Source organism: Streptomyces sp. NPDC047706 (assembly GCF_043204795.1).
Classification (GTDB): Bacteria; Actinomycetota; Actinomycetes; order Streptomycetales; family Streptomycetaceae; genus Streptomyces.
Map to the genome: position 1 here is coordinate 1 of NZ_JBIDCW010000030.1, position 19,738 is coordinate 19,738.

A 19,738-nucleotide genomic window follows, 5' to 3' on the forward strand; every position below is an offset into this window, starting at 1 on the left:
CGCACACGAACACGACCCCCTCACCACCGTGACGGGGCACTGAGACTCCGGGCCGGACGCTGGTCGCAGCCACGGCACCGTCCGGCCCGGTACACACCTGTGTCACGGAGGCCGCGCGGATCAGGGGAAGGCCGCGCCTGCGGACGGACGGTGCAGGAGACACTCCTCATCGCGCTGTACGACCGTGCGGTGGAGGACCGCACGGAACACGCCCTGCTGCGGGACACCCGTGCCGAAGAGATCGTCGCCCGATGGACTACTCCTTCGACGCCTTCGACGAGCTTCCCGGCCTCGCCAACGCGCTGCTGCGCACCCGCATCCCGAAGCCACCCTCGTTGAGATCGGCACCGGGCTCAACACGCGTCACGGACGCATCGGCAACGGCCAGGATCCGGCACGCACGACGTCCTCAGCACGGCAGACGCCCGCATGCACCGGCGCTGCCCCGACCCGGCCGGCCGACCGGCGGTCCGGGCCCGGCGTACCCGCACCGCACACCCTCGCGATCGCCGCTGCGACTCCCCCAGGTCGAGGGCCACCGGCTCAACCTCCCGCACCTGCCCTGACATCCGGGTCGCCTGCCCGAGGGCGTAGTTGCAGGCCGTGACCCCGCCGGGTCACGGCCTGCCACTACGCCCCTCATGCGAGCGGCAGGGCTACCAGGACGACTTGGTGACTCCTGGAAGGAAACCGGCATGGGCCTGCTCGCGTACGCGAACTCGTGACAGGCCGAACCTGCGCAGGTGGCCCCGCGGACGCCCGTCGACGCTGTCCCGGTTCCTCACCCGGGTCGCACTGGCGTCGCGGGGCTGACGGCGCAACTCTCGCGCTGCGGCCAGACGTTCGGCGTCGGTGGAGGACGGGCGGCGGATGATCTCCTTCAGCTCCGCACGCCGGGCCGCGTACCGCTCCACGGTCACCTTGCGCTTCTCGTTCTGGGCGATCTTGCTCTTCTTGGCCATCAGACCTTCCCCCCTCGCGCGCGGATACGGGCCACGGCGGCCTCGATACCGATGCTGTCCACGGTCTTGATCGCCTTGGCGCTCAGCGTCAGCCGGACATGCCGCCCCTCACTGGGCAGCCAGTAGCGCTTGCGCTGGATGTTGGGGTCGAAACGGCGCGAGGTGCGCCGGTGCGAGTGGGAGATGGTGTTGCCGAATCCCGGCTGGGCGCCGGTCAGTTGGCAGTGGGCGGACAAGGTTCTACTTCCTCTCGTCGGACACCTGGTTATCGATAATGGAAACCATTGCCATATAGTACCCGCATGGCACGCAACGAACTACGCCCGATCATCAAGCTCCGCTCCACCGCCGGAACCGGCTACACCTACGTCACCCGCAAGAACCGCCGCAACGACCCCGACCGCATGGTCCTGCGCAAGTACGACCCCCTCGCCCGGCGCCACGTCGACTTCCGCGAGGAACGCTGACCCACCGCCGCTCCGCCCCGTCCGCCCCCGCCGCCTCAAACTCAAGGACACCCCGATGAAGCCCGGCATCCACCCCGCCTACGGTCCCGTCGTCTTCCGCGACCGGGCCGCGAACTACGCCTTCCTCACCCGCTCCACCATGACGAGCGACAAGACCATCGAATGGGAGGACGGCAACACCTACCCCGTCGTCGACGTCGAAGTCTCCAACGCGAGCCACCCCTTCTACACCGGAACCGCCCGCGTCCTGGACACGGCCGGACGCGTCGAGCGCTTCGAGCGCCGTTACAACCGGCACGGAGCCAACTGATGCGGGCCGAAGCCCCACTGCCCGTCGTCCTCGTCGCCGGGCTCCACGCGGAGGCACGCCGCAAGACCGTCGACCACCTCCTGCACACCGTCCCCGGCAGCATCGCCCTCCACCACGACCTGTCCACAGCGGCCGAGGGCACCGTCCTGCGTCAGGCACGCGACGCCTCGGGCGAGCTGTCCAGCGGCGAAACCCCACTGGTCAACGACTGCGCGTGCTGCGCGCTGCGCGAAGACCTCGTCCCCGAGCTGGAACGACTCGCCCACTCCGGCCTCACCCGGCTCGCCGTCGTCGAGCTGTGGGACTCCGTCGAACCCAAGGGCATGGCCGAGGTCATCGTCCACCACGGTGCCGAGACGCTACGGCTCACCAACGTGATCACCGCGGTCGACCCCGCCCTCGTACTCCCCTGCCTCGGCAACGGCGACGACCTGGCCGAGGCCGGCCTCGCGGCCGCCGCCCGTGACCAGCGCGCCATCGGCGACACCTGGGCCAGACAGCTGGAGTACGCCCCCGTCCTCGCCGTCGTGGAGAGCGAGGAGGCCGACGACGAGGACCGCGCACTCCTCACCCAACTCCACCCCACCGCCCGGCACGTGGCAGCCGACTCCCCGGAACTCGCACGGCTGGCGTTCGCCGGCTTCGACGCGGACGCGGCCGCGGCGGCCCAGCACCCGGCCTGCGCCCTGCTCCCCCAGGAAGCCGACGAAGCCGGCGTCAGCACCTTCGTCTGGCGCCGGCACCGCCCGTTCCACCCCGAACGCCTCTACCAGGCGCTGGAAGACCTCTGCTGCGCAGCCGCCCGCAGCCGCGGACGGTTCTGGCTCGCCGACCGCCCCGACACCCTGCTCGCCTGGGACGCCGCCGGCGGAGCACTGTGCGTGGAGAGCGCCGGACCGTGGCTGGCCTCCCTGCCGGACGCGGCCTGGGAGATGGTCCCACCCGTACGCCGGGCCGCCGCCGCACTGGACTGGCACCCCGAACACGGCGACCGCTGCCAGCACCTCGTCTTCACCTCACCCGGCCTCGACCGCGACGGGCTCGCACGCGTGCTGGAGTCCTGCCTGCTCACCGACGCCGAGTACGCCGCGGGACCCGAAGCGTGGAAACACCTCCCGGCAGCGTTCGACTCCCTCCTCGACCCCGTCACATGACCCGGCCTCATCCACCCCGTCACAGAAGGAGCCACCCATGACCCCACGCAAAGGCCCCCGCAAGCCGCTGAAGTCCCGCCCCAACCCGCTCGACGCGGCCGGCATCACCTACATCGACTACAAGGACACCGACCTGCTGCGGAAGTTCCTCTCCGACCGCGGCAAGATCCGCAGCCGCCGCGTCACCCGCGTCACCGCCCAGCAGCAACGGCAGCTCACCACAGCGATCAAGAACGCCCGCGAGATGGCACTCCTGCCGTACTCGAGCCGGTAGGGGCTGAACACAGCACCGTGCGTGGAGGCGCCCCGTCCTCCTGTCACCGGTGATTCAGCACAAGGAAATGCACCCCCACGTGGGGGTGCATTTCCTTTACGGCCGGCACGGCATGCCATGCCATGCCATGCGGGCATCGCGGAACGCCCGCCGACACACGGTCGGCGGGCGCCACGACAACCTCGCGAGGGGGCCGATCAGTGACCGGCCACCGTGCCGGACAGTTCGTTGGTGGCCTTCGGGAGGGTCACCGACGTCAGCTTCTCGCCCGAGTCCAGGTCGAAGGCGTGCAGTCGGCGCTTGCCCGGCTCGGAGACGTACGCCGTGTGGTCACGGACGAAGAGCGTGGGCCTCGGCTGCTGCCAGTCCAGCGGCTCCGTCCAGTCGCCGACCGCTTCGATCTCCTTCTCCACCTTCCCGGTCTCCGGGTCGATGACGTGGAGGACACCGTTGGTGCCGAGCACGAGGGCCTCGCCGTGCGGGCCGCGGCCCAGCGAGCGGAAGGAGTAGCTGGTGCCGAGGTCGACCAGGCGCAGCTTCGCGGTCCGGGTGTCGATCAGCGATATGCGCGTGGGCCGTTCCAGTTCCGCCTCGGGGTCGGTCTTGTAGTCGCCGAGGAGGATCGGGGAGACGTCGCTGCCCGCCTGGTTGCCGATGCGTCCGTAGTCGTCAGGCGCGTCGATCTTGGTGAACTCGCCGTCCTTGTACAGCAGGACGCCGTCCTCGCAGCCGACGGCTATCACTTCGTCCTTCACGGCGGCCTCGCCGTGCACTCCCGGGCAGTTCTCGGCGCGCTTGATCTCCTTGTTGTTCTTGTCCAGGACCAGGGCACCGGTGCGCTTCTCCTCGGTGCCCAGGGTGCTGAGGAGTTCGCCGTTGCTCAGCTCGATGGCGACACCGTGGTGGGGCTTCGCGGACGTGTAGGTGCGGGCCTGCGGCTTGGCGCCGTCGCCGAGTTCGGCGGGGTCGAAGACGTTCACCTCGCCGGTGCCGTCGGTGAACAGCACGGTCCTGCCGGCGTGCCGCACCACGTGACCAGGCTTGGCACCCTTGAACTCGGTGCCTGTGAAGGTCTGCCGGGCGGCGTCGAACACGCGGAAGCCGCTGTCGGTGGAGATGACGACGTGGTCCTCGTCGCCCGCGGGGTTGACCCGGTTGAAGCCGGGCAGCTCGATCGTCTTCGCCGGCTTCAGGGTCTCGCCGTCGAGGACGTACAGTCCCCCGTCGAAGGAGGCGACCAGCGGGTTCTTGACCACGGCGGCGTCGCTGCTCTTCGTCTGCTTCGGCTTGGCGGCGGACGAGGCGTCGTCGTTCCCGCCGCAGGCGGTCAGTGCCATGGATGCCGTCAGGGCGAGGGCCGTGCCCGCGAGTGTTCTGGCGCGTGTCGGCTTGTTCATGGTGTGTGTTTCCTCTCCGGCCCTGGGTGGGGCGGGGTTGGGGGTGGAGCGGTCGGCGTTCGGTCCGCCGGGCCGCGGGGTAAGGGGGTTCAGTCGCCGGTGAGGCCCTCGGCCATGGCCGAGGTGTTGGCGCGCATCATCTCCAGGTACGTTCCGGCGCCCTTGCCCTTCTCGGTGAGCGACTCGGAGTACAGGGCGACGACGTCCACGTCGCCGCCCATCTCCTGGCGGAGGACCTCGGCCAGCCGGGTGGGCTGCGAGGAGTCGGCGAAGACCGTGCGTACTTTGGCCTTCTCCATGGCCTGGGTGAGGGAGCGCAGGTCGGAGGAGCTGGGCGAGGCGAGTGTCGTGCCGCTGGGGATGACCGCGCCGATCACGCGGAATCCGAAGCGGTCGGCCAGGTATCCGAAGACGTGGTGGTTGGTGACCAGCGCGCGGCGGTCCTCGGGGATGGCCGCGAAGGACTTCTCCATCCAGGCGGTGAGCTCGGTGAGTTGTCCGTCGTAGCGGTCGGCGTTGTCCCGGACGGCCTTCTCGCTCACGCCCTCGACGTGCTCGACGACCTGGTCGGCGATGAGGCCGGCGGCCTTGCGCACCCTGTCGGGGTCGGTCCAGAAGTGCGGGTCGGGCTCGCCTGCCTCCTCCGCCGGACCGCCCTCGTCCCCGATGTGGAAGGTGAGGGGGTCCGCCGCCTCGCCTGCCGCGAAGGTGGCCACGCCCGACTCGCGGGCGGCCTCCACGTGCCGCAGTACGTTCTCCTCCAGCCCGAGCCCGTTGTAGACGACGAGGTCGGCGTTCTCCAGTTCGGCGGCCTGTACGGCCGACAGGCCGAAGGAGTGCGGGTCGGCGTTGGGCTGCATGAGAACACTGACGTCCGCCTCCTTCCCGACGATCTCCCGGGTGATGTCACCGAGGATGTTGGTCGTCACGACGACCCGGGGCCGGTCGTGGCCGCTCGCGCAGCCGGTCACCGTACCGGCGAGGACGAAGAAGGCGACCAGGGTCAGCAGCAGGGCGCGGATCCGCGCGGTCCGTGCGCGCACGCTCATCGGCCCGTCTCCACCATCAGGGACGGCCGGACGTCCAGGTCGAACGTGCGGGCGACACGGAGGTTGTCGTTGTAGTCGATCTCGTACACGCGCTTGCCTGACGGGTCGTTGAGGTAGGCCCGGCTCCGGTCGACCTCGATCACCGGCGCCGCGGTCCCGCTCGTCGCGTTCTTGAGCAGGGGCTTGAGCAGGGGTGGGGTGACGGCGGTCTCCTTGCGGCCGGCGATGTCGTAGCCGTGGAGGGCTCCGTCGGTCTCCAGGACGACCAGCGGCGAACCCTCGCCCGCGGTGTTGGCGGCGACCACGGGGCCGGTCTCCACCCGGGTCCAGGCACGCCTGGTCACGTCCAGGACCCAGACGGCGCTCTCCCCCGCGGGTGCGGTCAGCGTGGTACTGCCCGCGCGGTGCCGGAACTCCATGGCCCGCTCCGCCTTCGGCACGTCCTCGCCGTACGGGATCTTCTCGGCGGTGAAGGCGCCGTCGTCCTCGCGGACGAGCAGGGCGCCGTCGGCGCAGCCGAGGACGACCCCGCGCCGGGTGACGGCGTCACCTCCCGGGTCCTCGCACCGGGCCTCCGGGGAGGCGATGCGCCTGCCCGCGCGGTCGAGCACGGCGACCTTCGCCGGGCCGTCCCCCTCGCGCGCGAGCGCGATCAGGTGTTCCGCGTACGGCACCACCGCCCCGGCGTAGGAGCCGGGCAGTTCGACGGGGGTACCGATCGCGCCCTTCTCCAGCTCGGCGCGCGTATAGACGTCCGCATCGCCGTCCGGGTCCGTCACCACGGTCACGCCGGTGTCGCTGCGGATGCCGGTACCGGCGCCGCCCGGAAGTTCGCCGGCGTCCTGGATCTTCGCGCGGTAGTAGTGCACGTGGTCACCGTGGTCGACCATCCACGCACCGCTGTCGAGGACGTGGGTGCGGTCCGGGCCGTGGAAGTAGCCGAAGCGGCCGTCCGTGGTGAGCTCCGTGACCCCTGCCCGGCGCGAAGTGGTGTGCACCTTGCCGGATATCAGGTCCAGGACCCGGGTCTCGCCGCTGCCGGGGTCGTTGAGCAGCAGCCGGGACTGCTGCTCGGCCGACTCGGTGGCTCCTTCGACGTAGCCGTGGGGGGTGGCGGAGGGAGAAGGGCCCCCGGAGACGGACTTGGTGTCGTCCTCGCCCGCGCAACCCGTGGTCGTCAGGACCATTGCCAGGAGTGCCGGTGCCAGGGATGTGACGTTTCTTCGGACGAACAAGGAGATCGCCTCAGGTTTCGTTCGGTCGGGTCGTGCGGGCGTGCGCGGTGAAGGGGGCGGCACTGGCGAGGAGACCGGCGCGGCGCGCGCGGCGCCGGTGCCGGAGCCCGGACGCAAGGTGGGACAGGAAGAAGAGGCTGACCGCGAGGGCCGAGACGGTCGCTCCGGCAGCGGTGCTCAGATGCCAGGACAGCAGCAGGCCGCCGAAGGTGGCGGTCGCGCCGAGGGCCGCCGCGAGGAGCATGACGCCGCGCACGCCTCGTGCCCAGGGCAGGGCCGCCGCCGGCGGGGCGATGAGCAGGCCGAGCACGAGCAGTGTTCCCACGATGTGGAACGAGGCGACGATGGCCAGCGCCAGCAGCCCCAGCAGTACGGCATGCGCCAGCCGGGGACGCAGACCGAGCGTCCGGGCCTTGCGCGCGTCGAACGCCAGGGCCAGGAAGGCACGGTGACCGAGCACCGAGACGGCCAGCGCCAGCAGCAGCGCCGCTCCCAGGAGGACCAGGTCGCTCTCGCGTACGGCGAGGACGTCGCCGAAGAGGAACCCGGTGAGGTCCACCGCGAAGGACTGCGAACGCGACACGATGATGACGCCGAGGGACAGCATCCCGACGAAGAGCAGGCCGATGCCGGTGTCCTGGGACAGCCTCGGAGTGCGCCCGAGGGCGGTGACGCCGGCTGTCATGACGGCGGCGCTCACCACCGCCCCCACCAGCAGATTGCCCCCGAGCAGCGCGGCGACCGCGACGCCCGGCAGCAGCCCGTGGGACATGGCGTCGCCGAGGAAGGCCATGCCCCTGAGCACCACCCACGTACCCGCGAGGGCGCATATCGCCGACACCAGAATCCCGGCCCACAGGGCCCGTTGCACAAAGGCCACCTCGAAAGGGGCCGTCAACCACTCCATGCGATGACCTTACAATGACAACCATGTTCAAAAAACACCGCCCCGAGCCGCCGGCCGGCGAGATGGGGAACCAGCGCGTCCGGTTCACCGACCTGGACGCGGGCTACCCGGGCAGGCCCGTGCTCCGCCAACTCAGCGCGGACATAACGGCATTGGCAATGACGGCGCTCGTCGGACCGAACGGGAGCGGGAAGTCCACCCTGCTCGGTGTCCTCGCCGGAGTGATCGATGCCACAGCCGGACGGCTCCGGTACTCCGAGGGGCGCCCGCCGGCGTTCGTGCCGCAGCGCGGCGCCGTCGGCGACGCCCTCCCGCTCACGGTGCGACAGACCGTGGAGATGGGGCGCTGGAGCGACCGCGGTCCGTGGCGGCGGCTCACCTCGCACGACCGGACGGTGGTCGATTCCGCCATGGAACGGCTGGGCGTCACCGACCTGGGCGGCCGCCAGCTCGGGGAGTTGTCGGGCGGGCAGCGCCAGCGCGTCCTGATCGCGCAGGGCCTGGCCCAGGGGTCGGATCTGCTGCTGCTGGACGAACCGACCACCGGTCTGGATCCCGAGGCCCGGGATCGGATCACCGCCCTGCTCACGGACCTGGTCGCCGACGGCGCGACCGTCGTCCAGGCGACACACGATCTGGAGGCCGCCCGATCGGCGGACGCCTGCCTGCTGCTCAGCGACGGACGGCTGGCCGGGCAGGGCCCGCCCGGCCAGGTCCTCACTCCGGCGGCCCTCGCCCGGATCTGGCAGCCGGCGCTGGACGCCGGGACCGTCCGCCGGATCGCGGAGCCCTCGGTTCCGTAGGGGAAGCGCTGACGCTCCGGCGGCTCGCTCCCCACCAGGCACGGCACGGGAACAGGGTCGCCCGCGTCGCCGGCTGTCCGAGGATCCCCGCCTAGGGAGCGGGCGCGCCGTTCCCGCTCATGCGCGACCAGGGCAGTGCGAGTCCGTCCGTGCCCCGCACCGGACGAGGTGCCAGGTCCTCGCCGGGCCGCCTCCCGGTGCCGGGCGAACAGGGTGTCGACGTAGCGGTGGCCGGTGTCGGCGGCGACGAACAGCGCCGTCCGGCCGGGTTCCTCGCGGCGTTCCCAGCGGGCGGCGAGCGAGGCGGCACACCGGTGAAACAGGCCGGCGCAGACGGCGTGCCGGCGCAGCAGGCCGACGCTCCCGCGAGCGGGGCGTCGAAGGCGGGCCATTTGGTCGTGCCGCGTCACCTTCCCGCGCGCCGGAGGACCGCGGGCACGCCTGCACCACCGCTGCCTACACCACCGCTGCCTCCGCCACCTCCTCGGTGCCCTCCTCGAACTGCGTCCGGTACAGCTCCGCGTACCGTCCGCCCGCCGCCAGCAGCCCTTCGTGCGTGCCCCGTTCGACGACGCGGCCGCCCTCGAGGACGAGGATCAGGTCGGCGGCCCGCACGGTGGACAGGCGGTGGGCGATGACGAGGGCCGTGCGGCCCTGGAGCGCCTCGGTGAGGGCCTCCTGCACGGCCGCCTCCGAGGTGTTGTCGAGGTGGGCCGTGGCCTCGTCGAGGATCACCACCCGCTGGCGGGCCAGGAGCAAACGGGCGATGGTCATGCGCTGGCGCTCGCCGCCGGAGAGGCGGTAGCCGCGTTCGCCGACCACGGTGTCGAGACCGTCGGGGAGTGAGTGGACGAGGGTGTCCAGGCGGGCCCGGCGCAGGGCCGCCCACAGTTCGCCGTCGCTCGCGGCGGGGCGGGCCAGGAGCAGGTTGGCCCGAACCGTGTCGTGGAACAGGTGGCCGTCCTGGGTGACCATGCCGACGGTGGCGCGCAGCGAGCCGGCGCTCAGGTCGCGGACGTCGACGCCGCCGACGCGGACGGCGCCCCCGTCGACGTCGTACAGGCGCGGCAGCAGCTGGGCGATCGTCGACTTGCCGGCGCCGGAGGAGCCGACGAGGGCGACGGTACGACCGGGTTCGGCGCGGAAGGAGACGCCGTGCAGGACCTCGGCGCCGCCCCGGCCGTCGAGGGCGGCCACCTCCTCCAGGGAGGCGAGCGAGACCTTGTCGGCGGCAGGGTAGGCGAAGCGGACGTCCTCGAACTCGACCGGCACAGGCCCCTCGGGCACCTCGACGGCGTCCGGCTTGTCCTCGATGAGCGGCCTGAGGTCGAGGACCTCGAAGACACGCTCGAAGCTGACGAGCGCGCTCATCACCTCGACGCGTGCTCCGGCGAGCGCCGTGAGCGGCGCGTACAGACGGGTCAGCAGCAGGGCGAGTGCCACCACGGCGCCGGGCTCCATGCTGCCGCGCAGCGCGAACCAGCCGCCGAGGCCGTAGACCAGGGCCAGCGCGAGGGCCGACACCAGGGTCAGGGCGGTGATGAACGCGGACTGCGCGGTCGCCGTACGCACGCCGATGTCCGCGACCCGCCGGGCCCGGACGGCGAACTCCGCCGACTCCTCCTGCGGCCGCCCGAAGAGCTTGACAAGGGTGGCTCCGGGCGCCGAGAAGCGCTCGGTCATCCGGGTGCCCATCGCCGCGTTGAGCGTCGCGGCCTCCCGCTGCATTCCAGCCATCCGGCTGCCCATCCGCCGGGCCGGGATCACGAACACCGGCAGCAGCACCAGCGCGAGCAGGGTGACCTGCCAGGACAGGGTGAGCATGACGGCGAGGGTGAGGACCAGCGTCACGAGGTTGCTGACCACGCCGGACAGCGTGTTGCTGAACGCCCGCTGGGCGCCGATCACGTCGTTGTTGAGCCTGCTGACGAGCGCTCCGGTGCGGGTGCGGGTGAAGAAGGCGACCGGCATCCGCTGCACATGGTCGAACACGGCCGTCCGCAGATCGAGGATGAGTCCCTCCCCCAGGGCCGCCGAGATCCTGCGGCCGAGGATGCCGAGGGCCGCCTCCACGACCGCGATCAGCGCGATCAGCAGCGCGAGCCGTACGACGGTCCGCTCGTCGCCGTGGCTGACGATCGCGTCGACGACGCGTCCGGCCAGGACCGGGGTGGCGACGGCGAGCAGCGCGGTCACCACCCCGAGCAGCACGAACAGCACGATCCGTGGGCGGTGCGGGCGGGCGAACGCGGCGATGCGGCGCAGGGTGGCGCGGGCGAAGGCGCGGCGTTCGTCTGTGGCGTTCATGACGCTGTACAGCTGCGTCCACGCCGTGGTCTCCATGCTCATGCGACCGACCGTAGAACCTCGACCAAACTTGAGGTCAAGCACTCCGCACGCACCCTCACGGAGATCGTTGTCCGCCCGCTCCCCGCACGTAATCCCCCGTCCCCGCTTCCGCAACCCGCAGTTGAGGCGGTGCGGAAAACCTCTCGAAGTGTGACAGCGGCAGAACGACAACCCGCGGGACAGCGCCCTGGACGCATTCCCTTCCGGCTGCTCCTCGGCCTGATCCCGCTCGCCTTCGTGGCATACCTCGCGGTGCGGCACCGCGACGTGCTCACCGACGGCTTCCACCACCTGGCGACGGCCAAGTGGCCGTGGCTGCTGGCCGCGGGCGGCGCCACCTGTCTGACCTGGGTCGCGATGGCGGTGACCCGGCAGGGCGCGGTCGTCGAACGACTCCCGGGCTTCCGGCTGCTCGCCACTCAGGTCGCGGCGATGGCCGCCAACCACATGCTTCCGACCGGGCTGGGCTCCAGCGCGGTCAACCTGCGGTTCATGACGGTGTGCGGGCTGCCGCTGGCCCGCTCCTCGGCCGCGGTGGCGCTCTATCTGCTCGCCGAGAGCATCGCCAGGGTCGGCATGCTGGCCGTCCTGCTGATCGCCTTCCCCGGCGCGCTGCGGCTCGGCACGCTGCTGCCGGAGAACGCGGCCGGTCCGCTGCTGCTCGTGCTGGCCGCGCTCACCCTGGTGGCGGCGGCGGTGCTGCTGCTCGTACGGCGGCTGCGCACGGCCGTGTTCTCCTTCCTGCGCACGGCGCTGGGCGAGGCGCGCTCGGTGCACACCCGCCCGGCGCGGGCGCTGGCCCTGTGGGGCGGTTCGCTGGCGTTCCCCGCGTTGCAGGCGGCCGGGCTGGTCGCGGTGGGCCTTGCGCTGGGGCTGGAGGTACCGCTGTGGCACATCGCCGTCGCGTATCTGGCCGCGACCGTCGCCGTCGCCGTGGTGCCCACGCCGGGCGGGCTGGGCTCGGTCGAGGCGGCGCTGATCGTGGCCCTGGTCGCGGCGGGCAGCCCGGCCGCGGTGGCCACGGCGGTGGTCCTGGCGTACCGCGTCATCACCGTCTGGCTGCCGCTGCTGCCGGGGGCACTCACACTGGGCGCGCTGGTGCGGCTGAAGGTGATCTGAAGCCGGCCCGGACCAGTAGCGTGCTGCCCTTCGACGAACACGAGGACGAAACGAAGGGGGCTCCACCATGCCGGTCCGCGTCGAGCGTCAGCGGCACGTCACCACCGTCATCCTGTCCCGCCCCGAGGCCCGCAACGCGGTGGACGGCCCGGCAGCGGCCGGGCTCGCCGCCGCCTTCCGCGAGTTCGAGGCGGACGACGAGGCACGCGTGGCGGTGCTGTGGGGTGAGGGCGGCACGTTCTGCGCGGGGGCGGATCTCAAGGCGATCGGCACCGAACGCGGCAACCGGGTCGCCGAGGACGGCGACGGCCCGATGGGCCCGACCCGTATGCGGCTGACCAAGCCGGTGATCGCCGCCGTGGCGGGTCACGCGGTCGCGGGCGGCCTGGAACTGGCGCTCTGGTGCGATCTGCGCGTCGCCGAGGAGGACGCCGTCTTCGGGGTGTTCTGCCGCCGCTGGGGCGTCCCCCTGATCGACGGCGGCACGGTGCGGCTGCCCCGGCTGATCGGCACCAGCCGCGCCCTGGACATGATCCTCACCGGGCGGCCGGTACCCGCCCGGGAGGCCTACGACATCGGGCTCGCCAACCGCCTCGTCCCCACCGGCCGGGCCCGCGCCGAGGCCGAGGAACTCGCGGCCGGCATCGCCCACTTCCCGCAGGCCTGCCTGCGCGCCGACCGCGCCTCGGCCCTGGAGCAGGACGGCCTGGACGAGCCGGCGGCGCTGCGCGGGGAACTCCGCCACGGCACGGGTGTGCTGGCGGAGAGCCTGGGGGGCGCCGCCCGCTTCGCGGCGGGGGCGGGGCGGCACGGCTCGTTCACGGACGGCTGAGCCCGGGCCCTCCGGGGCGGGCAGGGGCCACGCACACCCCCTCAGGGACCGCGGCGGTACGGCGGGCGCACCCGGGCGAGACCGCGCGACATCCGCCCCCCACGCCCTCGGCACTCGCCACGGCTCGCTCACCGCCCGTGGACGCCGCGCCCCGGCATCGGCGTCCACGGGCGCCACCGACGACGAAGCGCCGGGCCCGAGGCACGCGCGTGCCGCCCACTTCGCCGTCCGGCGCCGGCAGCCGGCCCGGCTCGTTCACGGACGCATGGCGCCGAGCCCCGACAACAGACCGCCAACGCCTCGGTGTCGGCGGCGCGGGGCATCGTCCGGGCCATCTGGGCGTCCTGGATAGCCGGTTTCGTGCTGCTCGCCGGCCTGACCTTCGCGATCCAGGACTACGACGCCACGCGGGCCGGCGAGACGGGCGTGCCGCCCGCCCAGATCCTGCTCGACGGGCTCGGCACCGACGGCGCGAGCGCGCTGCTGCTCGTCGTGATCGTGGCCCAGCTGTTCTGCGGCAACGCGGAGGTCGCGGCGGCCAGCCGGATGGTCTTCGCGTTCAGCCGGGACCGGGCCCTGCCCGGCTCACAGCTGTGGCGCAGGGTCAGCAGCCGCACCCAGACCCCCGTGCCCGCCGTCTGGCTTGCGGTGGGCGTCGCCTGCCTGCTCGCCGTGCCGTCCCTGTACTCCGCGACGGCGTACGGGGCGGTCACCGCCATCAACGTCATCGGCATCACGCCCGCCTACGTCATCCCCGTGTACCTGCGGCTGCGCGCCGGGGACCGGTTCACGCCGGGACCGTGGAACCTCGGCCGCTGGAGCAGGCCGATCGGCTGGATCGCGGTCGTGTGGGTGGCCTGCGTGACCGTCCTGTTCCGTCTGCCGCAGTCCTCGCCGGTGACGGTCGACACGATGAACTACGCGTCCGTCGCCCTGGTCGTCGTACTCGTCCTGGCCACCGCGTGGTGGTACGTCGCCCGCCGTTCGTACGGAACGCCCACCAGCGCCGCGTACGGATCGGACCGGGAACAGGCGGAAACGGCCGAGGGAATCGTCTGAGCCGCGCGATCCGGCCGCCGGACCAGGTACGAACTGGCGTGCCGGATACGGCAGGATGAGCGGTCGCGCCGCCCCCGCACTCCGCGACGGCGCGCTCGCACATCCCGTCTTCGAGCAGGTGACAACGTGACGCGACTTCACATCCGGTATGCCGCAGCTTGTTTCCCCGGAGGTGACCGATGACCCGCGCGCTGACCCTGGACGACCTCATGCTCGCCGGGATCGCCCTCGCGGCCGGTCTGCTGGCGGCGTTCCTGCTGCGCACGCTGCTGCGCTGGCTGGGCAAGCACGCGCTGCGGACCCGCTGGAGCGGCGACGACGTCATCGTGGACGCCCTGCGGACCGTGGTGCCGTGGGGGGCGGTCGTGGGCGGCGCGGCGGCGGCCGGAGGCGTGCTGCCGCTGACCCGGACGGTCCAGCACCACGTCAACCAGTCCCTGACGGTGCTGTTCATCCTCGTCGTGTCGGTGTCCGCGGCCCGGGCGGTCGCCGCCCTGGTGCGTTCGGTCGCCCAGTCCCGGTCCGGGGTCGCCGCCTCGGCGTCGATCTTCGTGAACATCACCCGGGTCGTGGTGCTGGCGATCGGCTTCCTGGTGATGCTCCAGACGCTGGGCATCTCCATAGCCCCGTTGCTGACCGCACTCGGCGTCGGCGGCCTGGCCGTCGCCCTCGCCCTCCAGGACACCCTCGCGAACCTCTTCGCGGGCATCCACATCCTCGCCTCCAAGACCGTACAGCCCGGCGACTACATCCGGCTGAGCAGCGGCGAGGAGGGCTACGTCACCGACATCAACTGGCGGCAGACCACCATCCGCAACCTCTCCAACAACCTGGTCATCATCCCCAACGGGCAGCTCGCGGGGACGAACATGACCAACTACAACCGGCCCGAGGAGCAGCTGACGATCCTCCTCCAGGCGGGCGTGGCGTACGACAGCGACCTGGAGCAGGTCGAGCGGGTGACCATGGAGGTCATCGCCGAGGTGATGAACGAGATCGACGGGGCCGTCCCCGAGCACGAGCCGGCGGTCCGCTTCCACACCTTCGGCGACTCCCGGATCGGGTTCACGATCATTCTGGGTGTCGGCGAGTTCAGCGACCAGTACCGGATCAAGCACGAGTTCATCAAGCGGCTGCACCGCCGGTACCGGGCCGAGGGCATCCGCATCCCGGCCCCGACCAGGCGGGTGTCGCTGGAGCATGGCCCGGTGTCGATACCACAGCAGCGGGGAGCCGGGGAGACGGAGGACATGGCGGCCTTCCGCATCAACTGAGCGGCCGGCCGCCGAAGGGTCGCCGGGCGCCCGCGACACGCCCGGCGACCTGCTGCTTCTTACGAGGTGAGGCAGCCCCGGGCGGAGCCGGCCGGCAGTGCTCGGCCACCGGGGCGGCGGGCGGGGGGCCGGATGCCCGGAATCACGCGGACCCCGTTCGAGTGAGGCCCCGGCACGAGATATCTTGATGTCGAGCAATGTTGCAGACGTGGAGCGGAGCACCCGGTGACTGACTCGACCATCATCTATACGCACACTGACGAGGCCCCCGCCCTGGCGACGTATTCCTTCCTGCCGGTGGTCCGGGCCTACGCCTCGCAGGCGGGTGTCGCCGTGGAGACGCGGGACATCTCGCTGGCCGGCCGCATCATCGCGGTGTTCCCGGAGTACCTCACCGAGGACCAGCGCATCCCGGACGCCCTCTCCGAGCTGGGCGAGCTGGCCAAGACGCCCGCGGCCAACATCATCAAGCTGCCCAACATCTCGGCGTCCATCCCGCAGCTGAAGGCCGCCGTCGCCGAGCTCCAGGGCCAGGGCTACGCGCTCCCGGACTACCCGGACGACCCGAAGACCGACGAGGAGCGCGAGATCCGCGCCCGCTACGACAAGGTCAAGGGCTCCGCGGTCAACCCGGTCCTGCGTGAGGGCAACTCCGACCGCCGCGCCCCCGCCTCGGTCAAGAACTACGCCAAGACCCACCCGCACCGCATGGGCGCCTGGACCGGCGAGTCGAAGACGAACGTGGCGACCATGGGCGTGGACGACTTCCGCTCCACCGAGAAGTCCGTCGTGATCCCCGAGGACGGCACCCTGCGGATCGAGCTCAAGGGCGACGACGGCTCCACCACCGTCCTGCGCGAGTCCGTACCGGTCCTCGCCGGTGAGGTCGTCGACGCCTCCGTGATGCGTGTCGCCGCACTGCGCGAGTTCCTGACCGCGCAGGTCGCCAGGGCGAAGGCGGAGGGCGTGCTGTTCTCCGTGCACCTGAAGGCGACGATGATGAAGGTCTCGGACCCGATCGTCTTCGGTCACGTGGTGCGCGCCTTCTTCCCGAAGACCTTCGCCCGGTACGGCGACAAGCTCGCCGCGGCCGGCCTCACCCCGAACGACGGCCTGGGCGGCATCTACAAGGGCCTGGAGGCCCTGCCCGAGGGCGCCGAGATCAAGGCCTCCTTCGACGCCGAGCTCGCCGAGGGCCCGGAGCTGGCGATGGTCGACTCCGACAAGGGCATCACCAACCTGCACGTGCCGTCCGACGTGATCGTCGACGCCTCGATGCCGGCCATGATCCGCACCTCCGGCCACATGTGGGGCCCCGAAGGCCAGGAGCACGACACCCTCGCGGTGCTGCCGGACTCCTCGTACGCCGGTGTCTACCAGGCCGTGATCGACGACTGCCGCGCCAACGGCGCCTACGACCCGTCGACGATGGGCTCCGTCCCGAACGTGGGCCTCATGGCGCAGAAGGCCGAGGAGTACGGCAGCCACGACAAGACCTTCGAGATCCCGGTCACGGGCACGGTCCGCCTGGTCGACGGCAACGGCGACGCGGTCATCGAGCAGACCGTCTCCGCCGGAGACATCTTCCGCGCCTGCCAGACCAAGGACGCCCCGATCAAGGACTGGGTGAAGCTGGCCGTCACCCGCGCCCGCGCCACCGGCGACCCGGCCGTCTTCTGGCTGGACGCCACCCGGGCCCATGACGCCAACCTCATCGAGAAGGTCGACGCCTACCTGGCGGAGCACGACACCGAGGGCCTGGACATCCGCGTCCTGGCCCCCGTCGAGGCCACCAAGCTGTCGGTGGAGCGCATCCGCCGCGGCGAGAACACCATCTCGGTCACCGGCAACGTGCTGCGCGACTACCTGACCGACCTGTTCCCCATCCTGGAGCTGGGCACCAGCGCCAAGATGCTGTCGGTCGTCCCGCTGATGGCGGGCGGCGGCCTGTTCGAGACCGGCGCCGGCGGCTCCGCGCCGAAGCACGTCCAGCAGCTGGTCAAGGAGAACTACCTGCGCTGGGACTCGCTCGGTGAGTTCTTCGCGCTGGTCCCCTCCCTCGAGCAGTACGCGCAGGTCACCGGCAACGCCCGCGCCCAGGTCCTCGCGGACACCCTGGACCGCGCCACGGCGACCTTCCTCAACGAGGACAAGTCCCCGACCCGCCGCGTCGGTGGCATCGACAACCGCGGCAGCCACTTCTACCTGTCCCTCTACTGGGCGCAGGAGCTGGCGAAGCAGACCGACGACGCCGACCTGGCGAAGGCCTTCGCGCCGCTCGCCGAGACGCTCACCGCGAACGAGCAGAAGATCGTGGACGAGCTGATCGCCGCACAGGGCAAGCCCGCCGAGATCGGCGGCTACTACCAGCCCGACCCGGAGAAGGCCGCGACGGTCATGCGGCCGTCGGCCACCTGGAACGAGGCGCTCGCCGCCCTGAGCTGAGGCCCGGCCCGAAGGACCGCCCCTTCCCTCTCCGCCCCGACCGGTGCACCGTCCGGCCGGGGCGGAGCCGTGTCCGGCGGACACGACGGCGTTGTGACACCTTGATCGTGATCACCCCGCCGACGACCCCGGAGCCGCCCATGACCAGCCCCACGCCGTCCTCCTTCGAGCTTCTGCCCGGAGCCGGCGACTCACCCGTGATCCTGCACGTGCCGCACGCCGCCCGTCGGATACCGGCGGACGTGCGGGCGGGGATCCTGCTGGACGACGGGGCTCTGGAGCGCGAGCTGGACCACATCGTGGACGCGTACACGGACCGGATCGCCGAGGGTGCGGCGCGGCGGGCCGGGGTGACGCCCTGGAGATTCGTCAACCGGCTGTCGCGGCTGGTCGTCGACCCGGAGCGGTTCCCCGACGACCGGGAGGAGATGCTCGCCGCCGGCATGGGTGCCGTGTACACGCGGACCACCCACCGGGGTGCGCTGCGGGGCGCCGGCTTCGACCCGGAGCCGCTGCTCGAGCGGTACTTCCGGCCCTACGCCCGGGCGATGACCGACGCCGTCACCGGACGGCTGGCCGCCACCGGGCGGGCCGTGATCATCGACGTGCACTCGTATCCGAGCGTCCGGCTGCCGTACGAGCTGCACGGGGACGGCGCACGGCCGGCCGTGTGCCTGGGGACCGACTCCTTCCACACCCCGCCCGCGCTGCTCGACGCGGCCCGGGAGGCGTTCGCGGGGATCGGGGGGACGGGGCTCGACAGTCCCTTCAGCGGAACGTACGTGCCGCTGCGGTACCACGGGAGCGAACCCCGGGTCTCCGCGCTGATGGTGGAGATCCGCCGGGACACGTACATGAGCGAGCCCGGCGGGCCGGCCGGAGCGGGGCTGTCCCGGCTCGCCTCGGCGCTGGCAGACCTGGTGGACGCTCTGACGCGGTGACCACCGGGGCAGGGAGGGTGGCTCGGCGAAGCTGCCCCGGACCTGGTGAGAGACCTGGGCCGGGCCCGGCCGGTGCTCAGGCCCGCAGCCACTCCGTCACGACCACCTCCCCGCCGGCCCGCAGGCGCAGCGCGAAGGGCCCGCAGGGCGCCACGCCACCGGCGAAACGGCCCATGGCGTCGGCGGTGAGCGTGTCCGGCGCGGCGGGCTGCGGGCCGCCCAGCACCTCGATCCGGGCCGGCTGCGGCGGCAGCACCTGCCCCATCAGGCCCTGGGCGGTCACCTCGACGTCGACGGTCAGGTCACCGCTGCGGAAGGTCAGCATCCGCGGCGCGTCCGTCACCCCCCGGACGGGGATGGCGTCGACCAGCGAGTCGAAGGTCAGCTCGGCGAGCCGGACGTCCAGATCGTGCAGTGCGAAGGCGTCGACGGCGACACGGCGCAGCTGAGCCGGGACCGGGTCCAGGACGGCGGCGGCGCCACGGAGCTCCTCCTCCAGCGGGCCGCCGTCGAACTCGTCCCCGTGCAGGGCGTCGTCGTTGTCGTCGAAGCCGTCCCGGTCGGTGGCGTTCACGATGCTCCCCGTGCGTCGAGTCGGGCCCGCAGACGGCGCAGGCAGCGCTGGCGCAGTGGCCCGATGCTGCCGACGGCGATCCCCAGGGCGGCGGACACCTCCTGGTAGCTGGGCGGCGGCGAGGCCATCAGGACCCGCAGCAACTGCCGGCAGCGCTCCCCCAGTTCCTCGAACTCCTGCCACAGCCGCCGGATGCGCTCGCTCTCGGCGGCCGCCTCCTCGGAGTCGATGACCGTCTGCTCGGGCGTACGGTCCTCGCTGACGCGGTCCAGCAGCTGCGGATCGTCGGTCGGTGTCGTCCGGCGCAGGCTCTTGAGCACCTTCAGGCTCTCGTGCCGCGCGGTGCTGGCGAGCCATGCGCCCGCCTTCTGCGGTTCCCGGATCCGGCCCAGGTGCTGGGCGAAGCGGAACCAGACGGTCTGATAGACCTCGTGCGCGTCGGCGTCGGAGAGCCGGTGGGCGCGCACCACCGACCACACCAGTGGGCTCAGCCCTTCCACCAGCGCTTTCCAGGCCGCCGCGTCACCGTCGACGGCGGACTGGACGAGCGCGCCGACATCTGCACGGTCCACGGTCCCACCCCTCGT

At 71.9% G+C, this 19,738-nt stretch carries 19 protein-coding genes and 1 pseudogene; 11 read left to right on the top strand and 9 right to left on the bottom strand.

Annotated features, from left to right (window positions below; translation table 11 throughout):
* Positions 1-656: 656 nt before the first annotated feature.
* Both rpsN and rpmB read right to left on the bottom strand, forming a co-directional pair.
* Positions 657-962: a 30S ribosomal protein S14 gene (gene rpsN / locus ACGF8A_RS28985; RefSeq protein WP_393113164.1), complete on the bottom strand. Its 306-nt coding sequence runs from the start codon at positions 960-962 to the stop codon at positions 657-659.
* On the bottom strand, positions 962-1,198 hold the full coding sequence (gene rpmB / locus ACGF8A_RS28990) for a 50S ribosomal protein L28 (RefSeq protein WP_004936751.1): 237 nt from the start codon (positions 1,196-1,198) through the stop codon (positions 962-964). The genes rpsN and rpmB overlap by 1 nt, the downstream gene beginning before the upstream one ends.
* A 66-nt stretch (positions 1,199-1,264) precedes the next feature.
* On the opposite strand from rpmB, the gene rpmG reads away from it, so the two are divergent.
* The 4 genes from rpmG to rpsR are packed head-to-tail and all read left to right on the top strand — an operon-like array spanning position 1,265 to position 3,167.
* Positions 1,265-1,429, top strand: coding sequence for a 50S ribosomal protein L33 (rpmG, locus tag ACGF8A_RS28995; protein ID WP_393113165.1), 165 nt, complete (start codon positions 1,265-1,267; stop codon positions 1,427-1,429).
* 55 nt (positions 1,430-1,484) lie between these two features.
* Entirely contained in the window at positions 1,485-1,739 is a 255-nt protein-coding gene (locus ACGF8A_RS29000; RefSeq protein ID WP_393113166.1) for a type B 50S ribosomal protein L31, read from the top strand.
* Positions 1,739-2,893: a CobW family GTP-binding protein gene (locus tag ACGF8A_RS29005; RefSeq protein WP_393113167.1), complete on the top strand. Its 1,155-nt coding sequence runs from the start codon at positions 1,739-1,741 to the stop codon at positions 2,891-2,893. The genes ACGF8A_RS29000 and ACGF8A_RS29005 overlap by 1 nt, the downstream gene beginning before the upstream one ends.
* Before the next feature lie 37 nt (positions 2,894-2,930).
* Positions 2,931-3,167, top strand: coding sequence for a 30S ribosomal protein S18 (gene rpsR, locus ACGF8A_RS29010; protein WP_393113168.1), 237 nt, complete (start codon positions 2,931-2,933; stop codon positions 3,165-3,167).
* A gap of 197 nt (positions 3,168-3,364) precedes the next feature.
* Here the strand turns inward: rpsR and aztD are convergent, their stop codons facing one another.
* From aztD to aztB, 4 genes are all read right to left on the bottom strand, one after another.
* Positions 3,365-4,564: a zinc metallochaperone AztD gene (gene aztD / locus ACGF8A_RS29015; protein WP_393113169.1), complete on the bottom strand. Its 1,200-nt coding sequence runs from the start codon at positions 4,562-4,564 to the stop codon at positions 3,365-3,367.
* An 89-nt stretch (positions 4,565-4,653) separates the two neighbouring features.
* Positions 4,654-5,613 (bottom strand): zinc ABC transporter substrate-binding protein AztC, encoded by a 960-nt coding sequence (gene aztC, locus ACGF8A_RS29020; RefSeq protein WP_393113170.1) that lies wholly within the window; start codon positions 5,611-5,613, stop codon positions 4,654-4,656.
* On the bottom strand, positions 5,610-6,848 hold the full coding sequence (locus ACGF8A_RS29025) for a hypothetical protein (RefSeq protein WP_393113171.1): 1,239 nt from the start codon (positions 6,846-6,848) through the stop codon (positions 5,610-5,612). The genes aztC and ACGF8A_RS29025 overlap by 4 nt, the downstream gene beginning before the upstream one ends.
* 10 nt (positions 6,849-6,858) lie before the next feature.
* Positions 6,859-7,755, bottom strand: coding sequence for a zinc ABC transporter permease AztB (gene aztB / locus ACGF8A_RS29030; protein ID WP_393113172.1), 897 nt, complete (start codon positions 7,753-7,755; stop codon positions 6,859-6,861).
* Positions 7,756-7,769: 14 nt separating this feature from the next.
* Here aztB and aztA point away from each other — a divergent pair, with 14 nt between their 5' ends.
* A complete protein-coding gene (gene aztA / locus ACGF8A_RS29035; RefSeq protein ID WP_393113173.1) occupies positions 7,770-8,558 on the top strand; it encodes a zinc ABC transporter ATP-binding protein AztA in 789 nt (262 codons plus the stop codon).
* Between the two features lie 456 nt (positions 8,559-9,014).
* Here the strand turns inward: aztA and ACGF8A_RS29040 are convergent, their stop codons facing one another.
* Positions 9,015-10,907: an ABC transporter ATP-binding protein gene (locus ACGF8A_RS29040; RefSeq protein ID WP_393113174.1), complete on the bottom strand. Its 1,893-nt coding sequence runs from the start codon at positions 10,905-10,907 to the stop codon at positions 9,015-9,017.
* A 150-nt stretch (positions 10,908-11,057) separates the two neighbouring features.
* Between ACGF8A_RS29040 and ACGF8A_RS29045 the strand changes: the two genes are divergently transcribed.
* The 6 genes and pseudogenes from ACGF8A_RS29045 (at position 11,058) to ACGF8A_RS29070 (ending at position 18,577) form a co-directional block, all read left to right on the top strand.
* Entirely contained in the window at positions 11,058-12,026 is a 969-nt protein-coding gene (locus ACGF8A_RS29045) for a YbhN family protein (RefSeq protein ID WP_393113175.1), read from the top strand.
* A gap of 67 nt (positions 12,027-12,093) precedes the next feature.
* Positions 12,094-12,858 (top strand): crotonase/enoyl-CoA hydratase family protein, encoded by a 765-nt coding sequence (locus ACGF8A_RS29050; RefSeq protein WP_393113176.1) that lies wholly within the window; start codon positions 12,094-12,096, stop codon positions 12,856-12,858.
* A 282-nt stretch (positions 12,859-13,140) separates the two neighbouring features.
* Positions 13,141-13,917: pseudogene (locus ACGF8A_RS29055) on the top strand (amino acid permease); the annotation flags it as partial.
* 179 nt (positions 13,918-14,096) lie between these two features.
* Entirely contained in the window at positions 14,097-15,191 is a 1,095-nt protein-coding gene (locus ACGF8A_RS29060; protein WP_393113177.1) for a mechanosensitive ion channel family protein, read from the top strand.
* 225 nt (positions 15,192-15,416) lie between these two features.
* Positions 15,417-17,636, top strand: coding sequence for an NADP-dependent isocitrate dehydrogenase (locus tag ACGF8A_RS29065; RefSeq protein WP_393113178.1), 2,220 nt, complete (start codon positions 15,417-15,419; stop codon positions 17,634-17,636).
* 140 nt (positions 17,637-17,776) lie between these two features.
* Complete coding sequence (locus ACGF8A_RS29070; RefSeq protein WP_393113179.1) at positions 17,777-18,577, top strand: N-formylglutamate amidohydrolase; 801 nt, start codon at positions 17,777-17,779, stop codon at positions 18,575-18,577.
* 76 nt (positions 18,578-18,653) lie between these two features.
* Here ACGF8A_RS29070 and ACGF8A_RS29075 read toward each other — a convergent pair whose 3' ends face one another.
* A complete protein-coding gene (locus tag ACGF8A_RS29075) occupies positions 18,654-19,151 on the bottom strand; it encodes a hypothetical protein (RefSeq protein WP_393113180.1) in 498 nt (165 codons plus the stop codon).
* Positions 19,148-19,723, bottom strand: a complete 576-nt coding sequence (locus tag ACGF8A_RS29080) for an RNA polymerase sigma factor (RefSeq protein WP_189701024.1) — start codon at positions 19,721-19,723, stop codon at positions 19,148-19,150. Before ACGF8A_RS29080 ends, ACGF8A_RS29075 begins: the two co-directional genes overlap by 4 nt.
* Between the last annotated feature and the right edge of the window lie 15 nt (positions 19,724-19,738).

Coding starts and splice junctions, on each gene's coding strand:
- rpsN (WP_393113164.1), bottom strand. CDS start 962: ATGGCCAAGAAGAGCAAGATCGCCCAGAACGAGAAGCGCAAGGTGACC.
- rpmG (WP_393113165.1), top strand. CDS start 1,265: ATGGCACGCAACGAACTACGCCCGATCATCAAGCTCCGCTCCACCGCC.
- ACGF8A_RS29000 (WP_393113166.1), top strand. CDS start 1,485: ATGAAGCCCGGCATCCACCCCGCCTACGGTCCCGTCGTCTTCCGCGAC.
- ACGF8A_RS29005 (WP_393113167.1), top strand. CDS start 1,739: ATGCGGGCCGAAGCCCCACTGCCCGTCGTCCTCGTCGCCGGGCTCCAC.
- rpsR (WP_393113168.1), top strand. CDS start 2,931: ATGACCCCACGCAAAGGCCCCCGCAAGCCGCTGAAGTCCCGCCCCAAC.
- aztD (WP_393113169.1), bottom strand. CDS start 4,564: ATGAACAAGCCGACACGCGCCAGAACACTCGCGGGCACGGCCCTCGCC.
- aztC (WP_393113170.1), bottom strand. CDS start 5,613: ATGAGCGTGCGCGCACGGACCGCGCGGATCCGCGCCCTGCTGCTGACC.
- aztB (WP_393113172.1), bottom strand. CDS start 7,755: ATGGAGTGGTTGACGGCCCCTTTCGAGGTGGCCTTTGTGCAACGGGCC.
- aztA (WP_393113173.1), top strand. CDS start 7,770: ATGACAACCATGTTCAAAAAACACCGCCCCGAGCCGCCGGCCGGCGAG.
- ACGF8A_RS29040 (WP_393113174.1), bottom strand. CDS start 10,907: ATGAGCATGGAGACCACGGCGTGGACGCAGCTGTACAGCGTCATGAAC.
- ACGF8A_RS29050 (WP_393113176.1), top strand. CDS start 12,094: ATGCCGGTCCGCGTCGAGCGTCAGCGGCACGTCACCACCGTCATCCTG.
- ACGF8A_RS29060 (WP_393113177.1), top strand. CDS start 14,097: ATGACCCGCGCGCTGACCCTGGACGACCTCATGCTCGCCGGGATCGCC.
- ACGF8A_RS29070 (WP_393113179.1), top strand. CDS start 17,777: ATGACCAGCCCCACGCCGTCCTCCTTCGAGCTTCTGCCCGGAGCCGGC.